Raw genomic sequence first — 20,426 nt, 5'->3', positions numbered from 1 at the left:
CGTTATATGTAGAAAAATTATAAATTAAATATTTCATTTGGTGAATAATGAAAGGTCTATTCTTAGGGTAAACGATTAGGTATATATTAGAGTGGGGGTCCTCCAAAAACGACTTAGCGGCCCTGCGAAGCAGGGTGGGTGGCTTTGGAGGCTTTTGGAGGGCTACCACGCTTAATAAAGTATTTTGGATACAGAATAGACCTTTCAAGATATTTGTGGGAAAACTTAAATTTATAATTTTCATATGTATACATTATAAATGTCGCATATATATTGAAATCATCGCTTTAACACGATAAAATGGAAGTAGCTTAGTATATTGTTTTAAGTTTATGATTTCACAGAGGAGGTAAGTACTTATGAAACATGACTTTACGAGCCATGACCTTCATCTGCCGGAACTGACGTTACGTGGGATGCTACTTGGTGCATTGATTACTGTTATTTTTACAGCGTCTAACGTATATCTCGGTTTGAAGGTAGGTTTGACGTTCTCGTCATCCATTCCGGCAGCTATTATTTCAATGGCAATTTTACGGTTCTTCAAGGATTCTAATGTTCTTGAAAATAACATGGTACAAACGCAGGCTTCTGCGGCTGGTACATTGTCCGCCATTATCTTTATTTTGCCAGGTTTACTCATGCTTGGGTATTGGAATGGCTTTCCATTCTGGCAAACATTCTTGCTCTGTGCCTGTGGTGGCTCTCTAGGTGTATTATTCACCATTCCATTGCGTCGTGCCATGGTAGTGAATAGCGATCTACCATATCCTGAAGGTCGTGCAGCAGCAGAAATTTTGAAGGTTGGCTCTCACAATGGTGAACAAGGCCCTCAATCTAGCTCCGGTATGACAGACATCGTGTCCGGTGGCTTTGTAGCTGGTCTTATTAGCCTTTGTGCAAATGGTTTCAAAGTACTTGGCGATAGCATGAGCTTCTGGATTCCTGTAGGTAGCAAAGGTATTACTCAAATTCCTTTGGGCTTCTCTACAGCGTTGTTAGGTGCTGGTTACCTTATCGGTATCGCTTCTGGTATCGCTATCCTCGTCGGTGTACTCATCGCATGGGCTGGCTTCGTGCCTTACTTCACTAACATGTTTGCTCCAGATGGCGGTGCTACTGCTAAGTTTGCAATGGCTATTTGGAAATCTAAAGTTCGTTTCATCGGTGCTGGTGCTATTGGTATTGCTGCGATTTGGACTTTGATTACCTTAATCAAACCTATCATCGAAGGTATGAAAATTTCTGTTAAATCCATGAATAGCAGCTCCGCAGAACGTGAATTGCATCGTATGGATACAGATATGAGTACAAAATCCGTTTTAGGTGTATTCATACTTATTCTTATTGGCTTAGTATTTACATTCTGGGATTTCGTATCTGTCGTACCTATTAGTGCAGGTTTAATGTGGACACTCGTTGTAGTAGGTATCGTAGTAGCTTTATTGATTGGCTTCTTCGTGGCTGCAGCATGTGGCTATATGGCAGGCCTTATCGGTACATCTGCTTCTCCAATTTCTGGTATCGGTATTTTAGCGACTATTATTTCTTCCTTAGTTGTATACTTTATCGCAGCGGAAAATAATTTATTTGCTACACAAGAAGGTGTTCAGTTCGCTACTGCTATGGCTATCTTTATGACATCCGTAGTTATTGCGATTGCATCTATTTCTAATGATAATTTACAAGATTTAAAGACTGGCCAACTCGTTGGTGCTACACCTTGGCGTCAACAAATTGCCTTGTTACTTGGTTCTGTAGCCGGTGCCATTGCAATTGCTCCAGTTCTTAACTTGCTTTACCAAGCATACGGTTTCACAGGTGCGTTACCACGTGCTGAAATGGATCCAAACGCTGCATTATCTGCTCCTCAAGCGACTTTGATGACTACCATTGCACAAGGTATCTTCAACTCTAGCATGGATTGGGATTATATCTTAATCGGTGTTGGCGTTGGTGTTGTGGCTATTATCGTCAACTTGATTCTCAAGAGCACAACTGCTACCTTAACATTGCCTCCATTGGCTGTTGGTATGGGTATTTATTTACCGCCTACTTTAGAAGTACCGCTTATTATTGGTTCTTTCATCAGCTACTTCGTAGGTCGTTATCTTGTAGCTCGTGCTAAAATGCGTGCCGGTGAGCTTGCTGACTACGATGTAGAGCAATCCAATCGCCGCGGTGTTCTCTTTGCTTCTGGTCTGATCGTTGGTGAAAGCTTGATTGGTGTAATCATAGCTGTTATTATTGTATTGTCTGTTACAACTGGTGGTGGGGAAGCTCCACTTGAATTAGTAGGTCCTGAATTTGAAAGCACAGCACAATGGTTAGGATTGCTTGCATTCATATTTGCTGGTCTCTATCTTGTTCGCCGTGTTGTTACACACAAGTTCAATAAAGAAGAAGCTCTTGCTATGAAAGCTGAGCAAGAACAATAAGAGGTTAAACAATGAAATTAAAACAGTCTGTACTCATCATTATGGCTGCTGCATTGCCAGTAGCCTCCTTCGCAGCAAGCGAAGTAATACCTGTAACGCAAGATACTGTAAATGTACAAGCAAATCAAACAAATGCGAAACGTGTAAATCGTAATGATTTAACATATCGTATTTCTAGTACTGCTACACCTGAGCAGAATCGTGCGTTGCGCTCTAAAGCGTCTAAAGTAGATCGTAATGCAGTTGAAGTGGTAGCTCCAAATGCGGACCGTTATATGGATCGTAAAGAGGTTGCTGTATCACCTGTGGAATCTACTACAGATCATTTGGATTTAGTATTCCCAGAGGTTAAATCTGTTAGCCCTGCAGTAGAAAAAGCAATCAATACGACCATCAAAAAGTATGTTTCTAAAATACAAAATGATGTAGAAAAGTTAAATGCTAAAGAATCTGATAAAATAAATGTAGTTATGTACTATGATGTTAAAACAGATAAAAACGGTATTTTCAGCGTATTGATTCACACATATACTATGCGTGATCATGATGCCAATGGTGTAAACTATGTAAAAGGCTTCACATTTAACACCACAACAGGGCGACAATTGTCCTTGTACGATCTTGGTGGTCTTAATAAAAAAGAACTGGTGAATGCAATTAATAATAATCAAGATGTGAAAGATAAATTAGGTGGCGATGTAAATATCGATAAAATGCCTACTGAATTCTACACAACAGATGATTATTCCGTTGTAATGATCTTGCAACAAGATGTGGATTCAATCCATAGCGCAGGTACGGTATATGTACCAGTTGGTATCTTGCGTGACCGCGAAAATGATGTAACAAAAAAATAATCGAACTGTGTAAATTCGATTATGTGTGTATAGTAACAGCTGTTTAATTGTGAAAAGAACCGCTCCTAAGGGGGCGGTTCTTTTTTATCTATATTATTGTTTGTCGTTATAATAGTTTACGCGTGGTGGTAATGGGAATTGAATGTTTCCGTCTGACTTTGTAAGCGGTTCCGGTGGTAACTGTAAGAATACATTATCATGGAATTTCTTTTTAAATGCTTTCAACGTCGATTTTTGAATAGAATCAACGGTAATGAGAAGGGCACTCGTATCAGTATTTGGGGAGATGGAAAGGATCTTTCCTTGAGGTTCTTTTTGTTGGTAAAGGGCGATGGCATCGGATTGATACTCCTCTAGTTGGGCCTGATTTAATTTACCTTTTGATACGACTACAGTTCTATCTAGCTGTGGATCATGAGCCTCTGTAATCGCTTTGGAAACAAGGTCAGTTTTCTTTTGATCCGTTAAAGATGCATGTAATTGGCCTGCCTCCCAGAATAGAGCTCCGTCTTGGCGGAATTTGGTGAAATCATTGCCATAGCCTAATGCTTTGTCGATGATATTAGCTGTTTTGTTTTCTACTTGTTGCTTGAACAATGTATTGTGGAAGGCAAGTGCTTGTTCTGTTTGTGTCATGCGGTACGCAATTTCCGCCGCTTCTGCACGAGTTACATATTTTTCAGGGTTAAACAATGTACCTGGAGCGTAGTTTGTGAACCCAAGATAGGCAAGCTCGCGAACGGCATCTTGTGCCCAAGGAGCCACAAATTTTTGGTCTCCATAGGCTATATTATCAAGAACTGTTGGGTCTTCAGTGGTATATCCTAAGTAATGGATATAGTTATCTGCTACTACCGCAAACTCTTGGCGGGACATATATTTCTCAGGTTTATAAGTATCATCACCATAGCCGCTGATGATATTCTTGCGAGCTACAGATTCAATAGCAAGAGCAGACCAACGGTCAGATGTAATATCTTTAAATTTACTTGATAAGAAGGCGGCTGTACCATCATCCGTAATATTGTTGAAGAGCGCTGCTACTTCTTCACGTGTCATAGGTTGGTTAGGTCGGAATGTACCATCGGAATACCCCTTCATTAGGTTTGCTTTTGTTACAGTGCTAATCGAGTTAGCTGCCCAAAAATCACTAGGCACATCTGTAAAGATGTGGGCGCGGATTTTTTGAATATCTTGAGGTATACCGATAGAGGTGTTTACAATTGCAGGTGATGCGGTATTAGTAGATTTAACGTTAGCAGCTTCTGTTTTAGTAGTCTCCATCTTCGTAGCATCTGTTTTAGCCATTGGTGCTTTAGTTGTTTCCATTTTAGTGGCTTCAACAGTAGTTGCAGGAGTATGAGTTGTAGTGGTTGTGTTTGCAGAAGCAAAACCAAGGCCTGTTGTAGTCAATAATGTGCCGAGTACGAGGGCACGTAATGCGTGAGGGGTATTCTTGTACATAAAAATCCTTCCTAATCATGGTAAAGGCTAGCGCTTGATAGCCGTAGAATATAAACTTTCACCAGCATAAAAAGTTATATCCGTCGCATCATAGTCAATTAGTTGGCATGCATAGTGATATACAACAAAGCAGCGTAGTACTGTCGAGTATACGCTGCCTTGGCTGGTTAAGTGTAACGCCGATTAGCGTTTTACTGTCATTTTTACTTTGGAACCGAATAATTTAGAGATTCCTTGTTGTGTTTCTTTAGATGCTGTAGATACAACTGCGTAAAGTTGGTTATTTTCTACATCAGGGAATGTAGCTAGAATTGTACCTGCTTTTTCATTTTTGTTGTAGTAGTTGCGGAAGTTTGTATCGATTGCATCGTATTCAGCTTGGCTGTATTGGGAGGATTCAACTACAACATAGTTATTTACAGTAGAATCACCACGGTTTGCAAGGTTAGCTTTTACTGTGGAAATATCGCTGTCTGTTTTCAAAGCTACGTGTAATTGATTGTCACGCCAGTACATTACGCCATAATTTTGGAATGCATCTTCTGTTTTATAAGTTTTATTTAATTCAGAAAATACTTTGTCTTCTAATGCAGCTTGTTGTTTTTGATCAAGTGCTTTTAGTGTGCTGCGACGAACAGGGCGAACGGCACGAGTAGGTTCAGCTTTTTCAGCTACTGCAGCATCTTTATTGCCTTTTAGGTCTTTTTCAACTTTTTTTGCATCAGACTTTACAGCTTTATCAGCTTTAGCTACATTCTTTTTAGCGTCTTTACTTACTTTAGATGTATCTTTCTCTAATGCTGTATCAGCTTTTTTGGCATCTTCTTTTACAGCTGCTTCAGCTTTAGCTTCAGTTGTAGTGTGTTTTGGTGTTGCAAGGCCAGCACCATTAAGCATACGATTTAAGATTGTTGCCGCTTGTGCTCTTGTTACAGGTTGTTTAGGGTTAAAGTTTTCTGTTGCCCCAGATGCTACGATGCCTCGTTGTGCCATGTATTGGATATCTGCCAAGTAAGCAGAGGAGATGCTAGCTTCGTCCTTGAATGTTACTTTTTCTGCTTTTACAGGTGTAGAAAGATTCAATTTTTTAGCTAGACTAGCAGCAGATGCAACGAATTGTTCGCGGTCCATAGTTTTGCTAGGTGTGAAAGCTGTTTTAGATGTACCTTCCATTACGCCTGCAGCACTAACTAATTTGATAGCAGAGCTAGACCAACGATCTGCTTCCACGTCAGAGTAGGAGGTAGAGGATTCTTTTGTTGCAATCTCTGCTAATTCTTGTTCGTTTAAGTTGTGTTGTAGCACTTTGCCATAAATAGCAGCTGCTTGTTCACGAGTAATTTGTGCACTAGGTTTGAATGTATTATCAGCATAACCAGAAAGGTAACCAGCTTGTGTCATTGCTTGGATAGCATCGCGAGCCCAGTTATCTTTTGTGTCAGGGTATACACCAGTAGGTAAGTTTTCTTTAGTTTTTACAACTTTTTTACCTTCTACCTTTGCAGCATCTTCTTTTACATCATTTTTTACGGAAGTATCAATGCGTTTAACGTCATTTTTTACAGAAGTATCAACGTGTTTAGTATCGTTTTTTACGGATGTATCAGCGCGTTTAGCAGCGTTTTTAGCGGATGCATCAGCATGTTTTGCATCACGTTTTACAACTGTGCTACCATGTTTAGCATCATTTTTGACGGATGTATCAATACGTTTAGCATCGTTTTTAACAGATGTATCAACACGGTGTTCATCCGCTTTAGCAGATACCTCAGCTCTAGTAGCCACATTAGATACTTCAGATTTTATATGAGTCGCAGTTGTTTCAGCGTGAGCCATGCTGAATGTAGAACCAAGGGCCAATGTAATTGCTAAAGACAAAGATAATTTATTTAGTTTCATGAAAAGGGCTCCTTTCAAACTATACTTATATAAAATAAATTATAACACTTTTTAAATTTATACACTACTATAAGAAAATGTAATCTATAAGGATAAAACTTACATGAATTTGAAAATTTGAGTACCATTATATAAATATAGAATGAAATATAGATAAAAGTTGATTTTCTAGTAGTTAAAAATGCAAAATGATAAACATTCGCAAAATCTAGATTTTATGGGGCTTTTACAAGAAAAAATGATAAATGAAATAATAGATGTGATAAAATTCAATGTTTGTTATTACAAAAAGTCATAACAATATAAGAAATAAAAGGGTACATACGAATATAGCAATTCTTTGGACAATATCTACATGATTAATTTATAATTATAGCGATGAGCTTTTGAATATTTATTTGAAAGCATAAGTAATGTTCAGGGCAGAAATTTAGTCGAAAAATTCACTACTAAAAATTGCCATAACACATACATATCAAAATTTTTTATTAGGTTAAGTACTAGAAAAGACGAGGAAGATAATATGAAAATTCATCTTTTCCAACAGTGTTTGATTGACATGTTCTACCCTCATGTAGGTATGGCTGGTGTAGAAGTACTTGAAAGATTAGGTTGTGAGCTTGTAGTACCTAAGAAACAAGTATGCTGTGGACAAATGTTCACTAACTCCGGTTATAATGACGCGGCTATGGACGCAATTAAGAATACAATCGAATGCTTTGAGAACGCTGAATATGTAGTCAGCATGTCCGGTTCTTGCGCTTTTGCAATCCGCGATGAATATCATCATTTCTTAAAAGATCAACCAGAGTGGTTGGCGCGCGCAGAAAGATTGAGTGGTAAAATTTACGAATTCACTCAATTTATTACTGACGTATTAGGTGTTGAAGATGTAGGGGCTCGTTTTAACGAATCCGTTACATACCATACATCTTGCCACGTAACTCGTTTGATGGGCATTAAAGAGCCTCCTTTCAAACTCCTTAAAAATGTTAAAGATATCAACTTGATTGAATTACCACGTGCAGATCGTTGCTGTGGTTTCGGCGGTACTTTCTCAGTTAAAAACCCTGAAATCAGTGAAGTTATGACACGCGAAAAAGCATTGGAAATTGCTGGCACAGGTGCCAACGTTATCTCCGGTTCTGACCAAGCGTGCTTAATGAACATCGCTGGTATGCTTGATCGTCTTCATAAAGAAGGCGAAATTGATCGCCGTATCAAAGTTATGCATATTGCTGAAATCTTAAACTGCCGTTAAGGAGGAGACGACATGGCACTTATATATGACAATCGCCCCTATAAAACACGTATAAAAGAATGTTTGGCTGACGATTTCAAAGTTGCAGCTATTAAAAAAGCACAAGACGTGTTTTATGATAAACGTAATACAGTAGTTGCGGATGTTCCTGAATGGTTAGATTTCCGCGCTGAAGCGGCTAAAATTCGCGATCACGTACTTAACAACTTGGATTACTATGTAAGTCAATTTGCTGACAATGCTGAAAAAGCTGGTTCTAAAGTTCACTTTGCGTTCGATGACAAAGAAGCGACTCAAATTGCATTAGATATCCTTCGCCAACGCGAAGCAAAAATGATCGTTAAATCCAAAACTATCTTAACTGAAGAAATTGGTTTGAACGAAGTATTAGAAGAAGCTGGTATTGAAGTTAACGAAACTGACTTGGCTGAATTTATTTTGCAAACTGCAGTAAGTCCTCCATCTCACATCGTAGTACCAGGTCTTCACTTTGAACGTAACAAAATCCGCGAAATTTTTGCTGAAAAATTAGGTTATACAGGAACTGAAAACCCTACGGAAATGACTCACTTTGTACGTGGTTATGTACGTGAGCGCTTCTTAAAAGCTGATGTAGGTGTTAATGGTTGTAACTTTGCAGTTGCTGAATCTGGTACATGTACAATCGTTTCCAACGAAGGTAACGGTCGTATGGCTAGTTCTATTCCTAAGACTCAATTAATTTTCTTAGGTACAGAACGTATTGTTCCTGATTTCAAAGCTCTTGATGTTATGATGGAAATGTTGAACCGTTCTGCAGTAGGTTCTAAGATTTCTAACTACTTCTCCATGATGACTGGTCCTGCGCGTCCTGGTGAAGCTGATGGTCCTGAAGAAACTCATATCATCATTATTGATAACGGCCGTTCTGGCATCTTGGGTGGTACATTCCAAGAAATGCTACGTTGTATCCGTTGTGGTGCATGTATGAATATCTGTCCTGTATACCGTCACGTTTCCGGTCATGGATATGGTTCTGTATATCCAGGTCCAATGGGTGCTGTATTGACTCCATTATTCAAAGGTTACGATGTAGCCGGCGATCTTCCATATGCTTCTACATTATGCGGTGCATGTACAGAAAACTGTCCAGTAGCTATTCCATTGCATGAATTGTTGATGGAGCACCGTCATATCATGGCTGATATTGAAAAGACTCGTCCAAAAGCAGAAGAAGCTATCTTCACAGCAGCTGCTAAGATGTTTGGTAATGCAACATTATTTGATCTTGGCACAAAAGCTGGTGCTATCGGTATGAACTTAATTAGTAATAAAGAAGGTAACATGCCTGAATGGACTCAAGCTATTCCAGTTATGAACGGTTGGACTAAGTCTAAAGAGTTGGGTTCCTTGAAATTCAAGAAATTCCGTGATTTATATGCTGAACATGAAAAGAACAAGAAGAAGGAGAAAAAATAATGGATGTAGCTAAACGTAATCAATTTATTGCACGTTTATCTCGTGCATTAGGCCGTGATCAAGAAATGTGCCCTGCTTTTGTAGAAGGCTTTGATTATAGCCATGGTCCTCAAGAAACTATGTTCCAAGATTTGAGTCGGGATCAAATTTTGACAATGTTTAAGGAACAATGTCAACGTGTTGGTACAAAATTCGTTGAAACTACACCTGACAAACTAGGTGAAACAATTTTGGCAGCTATCGAAGACTGGGGAAACGGTAAAATTGTATTCCCAAGCTCTCCTGAAGTAGAAGAATATAAATTAAAAGAATTGTTCGAACAAGATGCAACTAATAATGGCGGCACTCGTACATACTTCCAATGGGATCCAGCTAAAGGTCGTGAAGAATGTATTTCTAATACTGCTAATGCTGATATTGGTATTACATTCCCATACTGCGGTATTGCGGAGACTGCTACTGTAGTACAAGCTTCTGGTGAGGACTCTGGCCGTGCGATTAGCTTGTTGCCTACAACACATATTGCTGTGTTGTATACTGATACAATCAATCCTCGCATGACACAAACAATGGAACATTTGGCTGAACGGTATCACAACGATCCAGCTAAGTTCCCTACAAATATCTGCTTGATTTCTGGTCCGTCCCGTACGGCGGATATCGAATTGGTAACTGTAGATGGTGCTCATGGTCCTATCCAAGTAACCTATATCTTAGTTAACAGATAATATAATAGCTAGATTTACTAAAGGCGATTTTCTTCTGGAAAATCGCCTTTTTGGTGTATATATTACAGAATACATTAAATGTTACCAAAAATTAAATATTATACTTGTATTTTTTTCGATATATGCTATACTAAGTTCATAACCTATTATTGTGATATGAATTAAAGAGGTGTATTATGAATATTCCATTCTTTACAGATTACCTCATGTTAAGCAATCCACTAAGTATTGGTATTATCGCGGTGTTCGTGCTCGTGTTAATTGGTATTTATGTATTGCAACGCAAGGGCACATCCTTCGGTAATCTTGTTATTATTGGTACTATTGCTGGTGCCGTACTTGGTATAGCGGTCCAAATTATTGCAGGCTTCCCTGATGATCCATCCAAAGTGGTTTACATCAAGGAAAGTACAAAGTGGTTCTCCCTCGTAGGGGGCGGTTTCATCGACTTAATCCGCATGCTTGTTATTCCTATCGTTTTTATCTCTATTGTTCACGTTATTTTACACATGGAGGTAGGTGCTAACCTCAAAAAGTTAGTAGTTGCTATGATTTCTACAAATCTCGGCATGGTAGCTGTTGCTGCTATAGTCGGCCTAATTTTGGGGAATGCCTTCGGTTTAGGTCAAGGTTTTGATATTGTTGAATCTGGTAAGAAGATTCGTGAAATCAAACCTATGGTTGATACATTCCGAGCACTAATCCCAAGCAATCCAATTCAAGCGGCTGCTGAAACAAATGTTATCGGCATTGTCGTATTTTCAATTATCTTGGGTAGCGTAGCTCGTCTATTAAAACAAACAGGGACAAACTCTATGGAGGTGTTCACAAAACTATTTGATGAACTTCACCAATTGATTTCCTGGGTAGCTGATTTCATCATTGGTCTTATGCCATATGGTGTAGTTGCTTTGTTAGCTTCTACATTGGCAACACGCGGTGTACAAGCTATTCTTGATATGGGCTTGTTCGTAGTATTGCTTTACGTTGGTCTTTTGATTATGTTTGTCGTACAAGCAATCTTGATTACTAGCTTTGGCTACAATCCGATTACATACTTCAAGAAAGCGAAAGCACCACTCTTATTGGCGTTCACTTCTCGTTCTTCGATGGGGGTATTGCCATTAACTGTAGAGACTTTGACAAAACGTCTTGGCGTAAATGCTACAACTGCTAATACAGTAGCTTCCTTCGGTACTACTGCGGGCATGCAAGGTTGTGCGGGCGTGTTCCCAGCACTTGTTGTGGTGTACATCTCTAATGTAGCCAATATTCCATTCGATATGACTATGTATATCATGAGTGTTATCGTTATTGCTATTGGTTCTGTTGGTATCGCAGGCGTGCCAGGTACGGCTACAATGGCGGCATCTGTATCCCTTAGTGGTACAGGCCTTGGAGCATACTTCACCTCCATTAGCCCAATTCTAGCTATCGATCCATTGATTGACATGGGACGTACATGTTTGAACGTATCTGGGTCATTAACAAATGCTTTGGTAGTAGACAAAATTATGGGAACCATCGATAAGGATGCATACAATAATCCTAACGAAGGTCGAGTATAATAACTAGCAATACTTAATCATATAATTATTATAAAAAGAGGCTGTAGCTGAATGTGGTAAAACCACATTTGGTTACAGCCTCTTTTGCTTTTTTAAAAGTGATAATTATTACAGATTGTAAACTATATTATTAAGAATCGATATTGAAATTGTGAGCTTAGCTACTAATATACTTATGCATATATGGTATACTAAGCGTTATAAAGTTACGAATTATGCTTAATAAATATAAGCCAAGAGGGTAATAGTATGATTACACAAGAATTGAAAGATCGATTAATTGCAGATTATCCAAAGTTTGAGGATATGACACATAAGTTCTATAAGAAAGAACTATCTATTGCAGATTATAAAGGGCAGTCTGGTGCCTATGGTAGTTACGCTGAGCGCGGTGCAAATACTGGTATGAGCCGTTGGCGTTTCAATGGTGGCCGCATGACGCGCGAGCACATGCAGTTTTTAGCGGACTCCATTCGTAAATATAACCTACAACATGTACATTTCACTACCGGCCAATGCTTACAAATGCACGGCCTCGATGGTGATACAATATTAAAGCTCTATAAGGAATGTTATGATCACGGTATTTACAACCGTGGTGCTGGTGGTGATAATCCCAATGTGGTAGCTAGTATTTTACGCGGCATTGATCCTCGTGAAACTCTAGATATTACGCCATATGCAACAGCTATTAGCGAATTTCTTATGGAGCAAATGTTCTATATCAAGATTCCTCGCAAATTTAAAATGGGCATAGATAATGGTTTCGATAGTACCCCACATTCTACGTTCAAGGACCTAGGTTTTAACTTAACAAAACACAATACCTTTGATGTGTATGCTTGTGGCGGTATTGGTCCTAATCCTCGCATTGGTATTCCGGTGGCACATGATGTAGCGCCTGAGGATGTTTTGTACCATGTGAAAGTTATGCTTATGGTCTTTGCTAACCATGGTAACTTCAAAAACCGCGGTAAGGCTCGTACTCGTTACATGCCTGCTGAAATGGGTGGGGCGGAAGCTTTCATCAAAATCTATGAAGAAACCCTAGATATGGTAAAAGAAGTAGAACACCTAACTATTAATCCGGCTGATTATGCTTATGAAATTACAAAAACTGGTAAGCGTGATGATTCTGTGGAAAACTATCGTATTCACCGTCAAAAACAAGACGGTTTATACTATGTAGAATACCATCCGGCAGGTGGCGATGCGAACGTTGAACACTTGCTGGCGGCCCTTGACTATGCGGTGACACTTGATCAAGTTGAAGCACGTATTGCGCCAGACCAAGCATTGTTCTTCATCAATCTCACCGCTGATGAAGCACGCAAAATTGCGGAATTAACTGATGACAGTGCTAAAAATGATTTCCGCCGTTCCGTATCTTGCGTTGGTTCTACTATATGTCAGATTGGAATGCAAGACTCTAACGGTCTTTTGAAAGATATCTTCGCACACCTTGAAGAAAAGGGCGTAGATACAAGAAAACTACCTCGTTTACATATATCTGGTTGCCCACACTCCTGTGGTACACACCAAATCGGCGAAATTGGTTTCCATGGTGCTGTAAAATTAGTAGATAAGAAACCTATGGTAGCATTTATCCTTGTAGACGGTGGCTCAGAACACATGGGCTCTGAAAACTTCGGTAAAATGGCCGGCAATATTGTAGCTACAAAAATTCCAGAATTTTTGGAATCTTTAGCAAATATTCTAAACCAATCCCCAGAACCAGACTTTGGGACCTGGAGAATGACACACAAAGCGCAATACATGGAACTTATAAAAGCATTTGAGTAAATTCACTTCTCCGCTTGTGATGGGGCTCTAGCATATAAGTAGTTTCTACGTCGATTGCTATGGGGCCCTATTTCATTGCGACAACTTAATTAAAAATAAAACTGGGTACCTCTTTGCTCCGTCCTTCGTAAAGTCGCTGCATAGGTACCCAGTTTCATTTTTATAACACCTGATGTAAATTAGTCCCATAGCAAGCGACTTACCTTGCTAATATACAGAGTAGCCCCATCACAAGCTACATCTGATATTTACTCAATCTGCTTTTATATAATAGGGGGAGGGGAGAGATGGCCAAGTAATTTTGACTAAATTACTATTAAGACTAGCCGTAGGCTAGTCCTTCCTTCACGGTGGGCATGGCGGCACTACTATAAAGTTTATTATAATGTGTAAAATGATAGTGTATTCTTACTTTTTTTACCAAGTTGTACTAACGAGACGGGGCCCCATCCTAAAAGCAAATGAACAAATGTTAGTTGCGTTCCAATACAATTAGAATAATTGTTTAAAACTAGATATGACTTGATTTTGTATGTTATAATAGGCTTTATAGTAGTATTTGGAGGATATTCAGATGTTATTTACCGTCAATACAGAAGTCTGTACACGATGCGGCCTTTGCGTTGCTGACTGTCCGACAGGATTGCTGGTGATGTCCGATGCTGGACCTGTAACTGGCAGGGGAGGTTGTATCTCCTGTGGGCATTGTATTTCCGTATGCCCAACGCTTGCTCTCGATAGCGATATGACACCGCGTAAGGAGCAAATCGATATTACAAAGGAACCTAAGTTAACGCCTGAGCAAGCTGAACTATTTATGCGTAGTCGCCGCTCTATTCGTAACTATCAAAATAAACCAGTCCCTGTAGAGCTCATTCGTAAAGTGTTAAATGTTGCAAGAATGGCGCCAACAGCGACTAACACACAAGGTATTTCGTATATAGTAATCCGAGATAAACAAACGTTGCGCCGTATTGCTGATCTTGTTCTAGAGTGGATGCATTTAGCGGCAAAAACAGTGCCAATTATGCGCCTTTATGCTCGTGCGGCTCAAGCAGAAGTAGATAAAGGCAAGGAGTATATTTTGCGTGATGCACCGGCTCTCGTAGTGGCAATTGGCTCTAAAAAAGATATTCATCGTACCCATGATAGCGGTCACTCTTGCTTGTCTTATGCTGAGCTATATGCGCCGACTTTAGGCCTTGGTACTTGTTGGGCTGGTTTCTTTGAACATGCTGGAGAAGCTGAATACCAACCATTATTAGATGAATTAGGTGTACCTGATGATAAAATTGTAGCTGGTGGCATTCTTATGGGATATCCTAAAGTACGATATCGCAATATTGTAGAGCGTCAACCATTAGATGTTACATTTGATACAGAAGAGTAAAAAAGAGATGCCCCAATGATTGTAATCATTGGGGCATCTCTTTTTAGTTATATAGTGACGATATAAACTTTATTAGTTGGCAGTTGTAATAGTGCCTTTGAATGTTTCGTCGATGTATTGTTTAATAGCATCAGATTTGTAAATATCTGCAATTTTTTTGTATGTTTCGTTGTCTTTGTCTTCACTACGAACTGCAAGTACGATAACTGTTAGTGGTTCATCTTTAGATTCGAAGAAGAAACCTTGTTTTTCTACACTAAGACCAGCACTTTGCACATAGTTCATTGGAATAACTGCAATTGTTACATCATCTAGACTACGAGGTAATTGAGCTGCTTCTAGTTCTTGAATCTTTATATTCTTCGGGTTAGATGTGATATCTGCAACTGTTGCTTTGAAGCCGACACCATCTTTTAACGTAATTAATCCAGCTTTAGCTAATAATGCTAATGCACGACCACCATTAGTAGGGTCATTTGGGATAGAAACAGTAGCGCCTTCAGGTACATCTTGTACGCTGTGTACGCTATTACTATATAAGCCCATACGCACCAAAATTGTTTTACCGATTGCTACTAAGTTGGAACCATTTTGTTTGTTAAAGTTTTCCATAAATGGTACATGTTGATAAGCATTCAGTTGAATATCGCCATCTGCAAGGGCTTTATCAGGTGTTACATAGTCTGAGAATTCAACTACTTTAAGATCGATTCCTTGTTTTTTAGCTTCTTTTGCTACAGCTTCAGCTACTTGTGCATGAGGACCAGATGTAGCACCTATTTTGATTTCTTTTTGTGTTTGTGTTGATTGATTTGATGTACTACCACAACCAGCGATAGCAAATGCAAGAGCACCGATAAGTAATGGTGCTAACAATGTTTTTAATTTCATATAATCATCCCTTTCAAGTCTTATAATGGTTATATCCTATCATGGATGAAGGGGATTTGTATATGATAAAAGCATATCAGTTAGCTATAGATTAAAACTATGGTGAAATTCTAGCTCATTTATAATACAATTCAATATAATATATTGATTAATGTGTTATATTGAATGTGTGATCGCTAGGTAGTAAATTTATATTTTAAATATTTTTGTATAATTCTAATATGGATTCATATATCTATATGTCGGATTAATGGAGGATGTATGTATAATTTTGATTTTTATAACCCTACACATATCGTATTTGGTAAAGACCGTTTAGATGAATTAGATACATTGGTACCAAAGGATGCAAAGGTGCTCATTACTTATGGTGGTGGCTCCGCTGTGCACAGTGGTCTTATTGATCGCATTGTGAAAGCTCTTGGTAACCGCAAGGTTGAGCAGTTTGGTGGTATTGAGCCAAACCCATCTCTTGAAACTTGTGAACGTGCGGTAGCTTTCATTAAAGAACATGGCGTAGATTTCGTTCTCGCTGTAGGCGGCGGTTCTGTAGTAGATGCTACAAAACTTATCGTTATGGGTGCTACCTATGATGGTCCCGTTATTGAGGTAATGAAAGTTGGTGTGCCAGAGGTTCCGGTAGACATGGTACCAAATCCATTACCATTTGGCACAGTTATGACACTACCTGCAACTGGTTCCGAAATGAACAATGGTGCAGTTATTACTTATGGTGACGGTAAATACCCTGTATTCAGTAGCTTAGTATTCCCTAAGTTCTCCATGCTTGATCCAACATTGACTTTCACCTTGCCTGAAAGACAAGTTAAGAATGGCGTTATCGATACCTTTGTGCATACCACAGAGCAGTATTTAACATACCCTGTAGAAGGTCGTATTCAAGATCGTTTCAGCGAAGGTATTTTAAAAACTATGATTGAAATCGGCAAAGAAACAGTAGAAAATCCAGAAAACTACGATATTCGTGCTAACCACGTGTGGGCCTCTACATTGGCATTAAATGGTTTAATTGGTGCCGGCGTGCCACAAGACTGGGCAACTCATCTGATTGGCCATGAGTTAACTGCGGCGTACCATCTTGACCATGGTATTACATTGGCTATCGTATTACCTGCATTGTTAGAAGTGAAAAAAGCAGACAAACTTGAAAAATTGGCACAATATGCTACACGGGTATGGCATATTACAGAAGGTACAAACGAAGAAAAAGCGGACAAGGCCATCGCTAAAACTCGTGAATTCTTCGAGTCCCTTGGCGTATCTACGCATTTGAAAGACTATGGTCTTGGTGAAGAAGCAGTTGATAAAATTGTGAAACAATTAGAGGACCATGGCATGACACAACTTGGTGAAAATGGTGATGTAACACCAGAAGTAGCTCGCGAGATTTTAATGCGTGCCTTATAATTAAGGGGATTAACAGTGTAAACTTGTATGATATGGAAAGGAGGCGCTCCCTATAAATAAAATAAAAAATAGAAGTGCATTTTCTTTTGCACTTCCTATTATGATTCCCATGGGGCTTAGTTTCCTCTTTCTTGGAGTAGGCTTTGGTTTGTATGCTACCAGTCAAGGGTTTCCTTGGTGGACCGCTCCTGTTTTAGCTAGTACCATATTTGCAGGCTCCATGGAGTTCGTAACTATTGGGCTGTTAATGGCAGGCTTTGATCCAGTGAATACTTTTATGTTGACCTTGTTTGTCAATGGGCGTCATTTCTTCTATGGTCTATCTGCACTACAGCGATATGTGCATATGGGATGGAAGTGGTTTCCTACAGTTGCGTGGATGTGTGATGAAAGTTTTGCAATTAATGTATCTACGAAGTTACCCGATGATGTAGATGAAAAATGGTTCTACTTCCATGTATCGTGGCTTAATTATATCTTCTGGGTTGTGAGTACTCTTGTAGGGGGATTGTTCGGCGATTTATTAGCATCTGTAGATTTGCGAGGTATTGGTTTTGTATTACCTGGCTTATTTATTGTTATATTCCTTGAAATGTTATTTAATGCTAAAAGTAATAATATTCGAGGCTTAGGTGCTGTTGGAGCCGTTGTAGCCCTAGCAATGCTTCTATTAACGGGAAAATCCTTATTTATGCTTGCTTCTATGGGGTGTATGCTCGTAGTATGTTATATAGCGTATAAGTGGGGAGGTGTACGCCTTGACTAGTTTAGAAATGGTCATTACTGTTGCTATTGTAGTAGCAGGTACATTGCTCACACGATTTGCGGCTTTTCTCATTTTCCCTCCCGGTAAAAAGGCGCCAGACTTTGTATTGTACTTAGGTAAGGCTCTACCTGCAGCGATTATGGGTCTGCTTGTTGTGTACACTTTTAAAGATATTGTAGTTCTAATATATCCTTACGGACTTCCTGAATTAATTGCATTCTTAGTTACAGTGGGGCTTCATATGTGGAAGCGAAATATGTTCATGTCTATTGGGGCAGGAACTGTAGCGTATATGATTCTTGTACAAGCCATATTTAATGTAACAAGATAAAATAAACCACGTATATCTATTCCTATGAAAGGTTAGATATACGTGGTTTTATGTTTTATTTTAGTTGTAAAAGTCTTTCAAGACCTGGCGCAGTATGATGGTCTTCCAAGAAGTCTTGTTGGTCTAGTAGTTCCATAACGTCCATATCGATGTTGGTGAGTTTGAAATCGAATACATCGAAGTTAGCTTCCATATGGCTCACGTTATTTGCCTTTGGCAATGGAATGATGCCTTGTTGGATGTGCCAACGCAAGATGATTTGATGTTTTGAAACACCGTATTTTTCCGCCAAGCTTTTGATGATTGGATGGTCAAAAATCGGTTGGCGGTCACGGGTAAATGGAGACCATGCCATGCCTACAACTTGATGCTTTCTCATCAATTGTAAGAGTGATTGACGTTGGTTGAACGGGTGGCATTCGATTTGGTTGACCACCGGCTTTACATTGCAGTGGTACAACAAGTCAATGAGGCGATCCTCGTAGAAGTTAGATAGGCCTAACCCACGAAGTACATTTTGATCGTATAATTCTTCCATGGCGCGCCAAGAACCGTAGTAATCACCCAGTGGTTGATGCACCAGCATGATGTCAATATAGTTGGTATTTAATTTCTTTAAGGAGCTTTCAACAGCACGCATCGTATTATCGTAGCCCGCATCAGTGTGCCAAATTTTAGTAGTGATGATTATATCTGTTCGTTTAATACCAGATGCTCTGATTCCTTTAGCCACGGCTTCTTCATTGCCATAATAGGCGGCCGTATCGAGTAAACGATAGCCTACGCTAAGTGCATTGGAAACAGCTTGTTCAGTCTCTCCTTCGGTACCTGTTTTATAGGTACCATAACCGATGGAGGGAATAAAGCTACCATTATTTAAAATCCTAAAGTCCATCCGTTCTTCCATGAGAACCTCCGTTATATTCATAAATTAAAGGAATTAGCTTTCATACAATTCTAACTGATTTTATGATATACTAAGGTATTGATAAAAATCAATATGATAGGAAGTGACAGAATGCAAATAAATCGTTTTTGCTCTGTAATTGCTATCCTTGGCGTTATGATTATGACACTCGCTATTGCGGGATGTGGTACGAAAACCGTATCCGTCGCAGAGGTAACGTACAAGGATATGCCGTTGCAGATTCATAATGATGCCAATGTAACGGCCCTTAATAAGGCGACGATAACGCCGACCTTGACGGGGCAGGTCGTGTATGCCGTGAAAGTAGGCGATCAAGTACAGCAAGGTCAAACTGTGGCAACTGTAGATACATCGGCTTTACAACAACAGCTAGCATCCTTGCAAGGACAATTAGCGCAAGCCCAATCACAATCATATGCCACAGCTGTGACGACTACGACTGCAGCATCTATAGACAGTACTCAACTGGAACAGGCTCAACGCATGCGTGAAGCGGGCATAATCACACAAAAAGAATATGATCGTATTTTGGAACGATCTCAACCACAAACTACAACAGTTACAACCGGTGGTGGCGGAGGCATCAATACGGCAGCCATTGAGGCACAAATCGCACAAGTATCGGCTCAGATGGCGGCATCTACAATCGTGGCTCCTATAGCAGGTACTGTAACATCTATCTATAACGAAGACCGTCAAATGGCGATTGCAGACCGTCCATTTATGATGATTCAGCAATCTACGCCGATGGTTGCATCCCTCAGCATTCCTCGTGATGCGGCTATGAAATTAGGTACACCTGAAGCGAAGAATGGCATGAAGGTACTTCTCAAGGTAGGTGACCAAGAATTACCAGGTGAATTGACTTACGTAGATATTACTCAACCTGAAAATGTGCCAAGTGTTCTTGTGAAAGCCACTTTCAATAATGAGAAAGGCCTAATCAAGGCTGGTGAATTCTATACACTCGTTATTGAATCTAATGTGAAAGCCAAGATGCTGACCGTTCCAACTAAGGCGGTTCGGGAAAATCAAGATGGGAAATATGTATATGTATTGACTGAGAATAATACAGTTGATGTACGTGTTGTTGAGGTAGGCATCACTGAAGGCGATGACGTAGCCATTATTTCTGGCTTAAACGAAGGTGATAAGGTTATTACGACGGATGGCACCTTTGTGTTAGGTGAATCTGTAAAATTGTAATTATGAGACC

16 protein-coding genes are annotated in these 20,426 nt (G+C 39.5%); 12 read left to right on the top strand and 4 right to left on the bottom strand.

Translation table 11 applies throughout. The features are described from left to right. Positions 1 to 359 precede the first annotated feature (359 nt). Both AAAT26_RS06700 and AAAT26_RS06695 read left to right on the top strand, forming a co-directional pair. Positions 360 to 2,438, top strand: a complete 2,079-nt coding sequence (locus tag AAAT26_RS06700) for an OPT family oligopeptide transporter (RefSeq protein ID WP_004698162.1) — start codon at positions 360 to 362, stop codon at positions 2,436 to 2,438. An 11-nt stretch (positions 2,439 to 2,449) separates the two neighbouring features. Then, on the top strand, positions 2,450 to 3,295 hold the full coding sequence (locus tag AAAT26_RS06695) for a polysaccharide deacetylase family protein (RefSeq protein WP_349209020.1): 846 nt from the start codon (positions 2,450 to 2,452) through the stop codon (positions 3,293 to 3,295). Positions 3,296 to 3,388: 93 nt separating this feature from the next. Here AAAT26_RS06695 and AAAT26_RS06690 read toward each other — a convergent pair whose 3' ends face one another. Beyond that, the gene (locus AAAT26_RS06690) at positions 3,389 to 4,759 is read right to left on the bottom strand and encodes an S-layer homology domain-containing protein (protein ID WP_123138145.1); all 1,371 of its coding nucleotides are present in this window, start codon (positions 4,757 to 4,759) and stop codon (positions 3,389 to 3,391) included. Between the two features lie 183 nt (positions 4,760 to 4,942). Beyond that, positions 4,943 to 6,658 carry an S-layer homology domain-containing protein gene (locus AAAT26_RS06685; RefSeq protein ID WP_349209019.1) on the bottom strand — a complete coding sequence of 572 codons (1,716 nt, stop codon included), beginning with the start codon at positions 6,656 to 6,658 and terminating at the stop codon, positions 4,943 to 4,945. Positions 6,659 to 7,181: 523 nt separating this feature from the next. On the opposite strand from AAAT26_RS06685, the gene AAAT26_RS06680 reads away from it, so the two are divergent. From AAAT26_RS06680 to AAAT26_RS06655, 6 genes are all read left to right on the top strand, one after another. After that, on the top strand, positions 7,182 to 7,919 hold the full coding sequence (locus tag AAAT26_RS06680; protein WP_004698263.1) for a (Fe-S)-binding protein: 738 nt from the start codon (positions 7,182 to 7,184) through the stop codon (positions 7,917 to 7,919). Between the two features lie 12 nt (positions 7,920 to 7,931). Next, positions 7,932 to 9,377 carry a LutB/LldF family L-lactate oxidation iron-sulfur protein gene (locus AAAT26_RS06675; protein WP_004694882.1) on the top strand — a complete coding sequence of 482 codons (1,446 nt, stop codon included), beginning with the start codon at positions 7,932 to 7,934 and terminating at the stop codon, positions 9,375 to 9,377. Next, the gene (locus AAAT26_RS06670; RefSeq protein ID WP_349209018.1) at positions 9,377 to 10,105 is read left to right on the top strand and encodes a LutC/YkgG family protein; all 729 of its coding nucleotides are present in this window, start codon (positions 9,377 to 9,379) and stop codon (positions 10,103 to 10,105) included. Before AAAT26_RS06675 ends, AAAT26_RS06670 begins: the two co-directional genes overlap by 1 nt. Before the next feature lie 176 nt (positions 10,106 to 10,281). Continuing rightward, complete coding sequence (locus AAAT26_RS06665) at positions 10,282 to 11,673, top strand: cation:dicarboxylate symporter family transporter (protein ID WP_349209017.1); 1,392 nt, start codon at positions 10,282 to 10,284, stop codon at positions 11,671 to 11,673. A 249-nt stretch (positions 11,674 to 11,922) separates the two neighbouring features. Further along, positions 11,923 to 13,476: a nitrite/sulfite reductase gene (locus AAAT26_RS06660; RefSeq protein ID WP_349209016.1), complete on the top strand. Its 1,554-nt coding sequence runs from the start codon at positions 11,923 to 11,925 to the stop codon at positions 13,474 to 13,476. 574 nt (positions 13,477 to 14,050) lie between these two features. Further along, positions 14,051 to 14,866 (top strand): nitroreductase family protein, encoded by an 816-nt coding sequence (locus tag AAAT26_RS06655; protein WP_004698259.1) that lies wholly within the window; start codon positions 14,051 to 14,053, stop codon positions 14,864 to 14,866. A 72-nt stretch (positions 14,867 to 14,938) separates the two neighbouring features. Here the strand turns inward: AAAT26_RS06655 and AAAT26_RS06650 are convergent, their stop codons facing one another. Further along, entirely contained in the window at positions 14,939 to 15,757 is an 819-nt protein-coding gene (locus tag AAAT26_RS06650; RefSeq protein WP_004694891.1) for a MetQ/NlpA family ABC transporter substrate-binding protein, read from the bottom strand. Between the two features lie 261 nt (positions 15,758 to 16,018). Between AAAT26_RS06650 and AAAT26_RS06645 the strand changes: the two genes are divergently transcribed. From AAAT26_RS06645 to AAAT26_RS06635, 3 genes are all read left to right on the top strand, one after another. Then, positions 16,019 to 17,185, top strand: a complete 1,167-nt coding sequence (locus tag AAAT26_RS06645) for an iron-containing alcohol dehydrogenase (RefSeq protein WP_004694893.1) — start codon at positions 16,019 to 16,021, stop codon at positions 17,183 to 17,185. 100 nt (positions 17,186 to 17,285) lie between these two features. Next, a complete protein-coding gene (locus AAAT26_RS06640) occupies positions 17,286 to 17,951 on the top strand; it encodes an AzlC family ABC transporter permease (protein ID WP_008714808.1) in 666 nt (221 codons plus the stop codon). Beyond that, the gene (locus AAAT26_RS06635; protein ID WP_038125671.1) at positions 17,944 to 18,282 is read left to right on the top strand and encodes a branched-chain amino acid transporter permease; all 339 of its coding nucleotides are present in this window, start codon (positions 17,944 to 17,946) and stop codon (positions 18,280 to 18,282) included. The genes AAAT26_RS06640 and AAAT26_RS06635 overlap by 8 nt, the downstream gene beginning before the upstream one ends. A 55-nt stretch (positions 18,283 to 18,337) precedes the next feature. On the opposite strand, the gene AAAT26_RS06630 is transcribed toward AAAT26_RS06635, so the two are convergent. Beyond that, the gene (locus tag AAAT26_RS06630) at positions 18,338 to 19,189 is read right to left on the bottom strand and encodes an aldo/keto reductase (protein ID WP_123138141.1); all 852 of its coding nucleotides are present in this window, start codon (positions 19,187 to 19,189) and stop codon (positions 18,338 to 18,340) included. 111 nt (positions 19,190 to 19,300) lie between these two features. Here AAAT26_RS06630 and AAAT26_RS06625 point away from each other — a divergent pair, with 111 nt between their 5' ends. After that, the gene (locus AAAT26_RS06625; protein ID WP_287501456.1) at positions 19,301 to 20,416 is read left to right on the top strand and encodes an efflux RND transporter periplasmic adaptor subunit; all 1,116 of its coding nucleotides are present in this window, start codon (positions 19,301 to 19,303) and stop codon (positions 20,414 to 20,416) included. The last annotated feature ends 10 nt before the right edge of the window (positions 20,417 to 20,426 follow it).

The sequence above is a fragment of the Veillonella parvula genome, assembly GCF_040094895.1.
Lineage (GTDB): Bacteria > Bacillota > Negativicutes > Veillonellales > Veillonellaceae > Veillonella > Veillonella parvula_L.
Note: the sequence above shows the minus strand (reverse complement) of the source record. Positions and strands in the feature narration are given on the sequence as shown.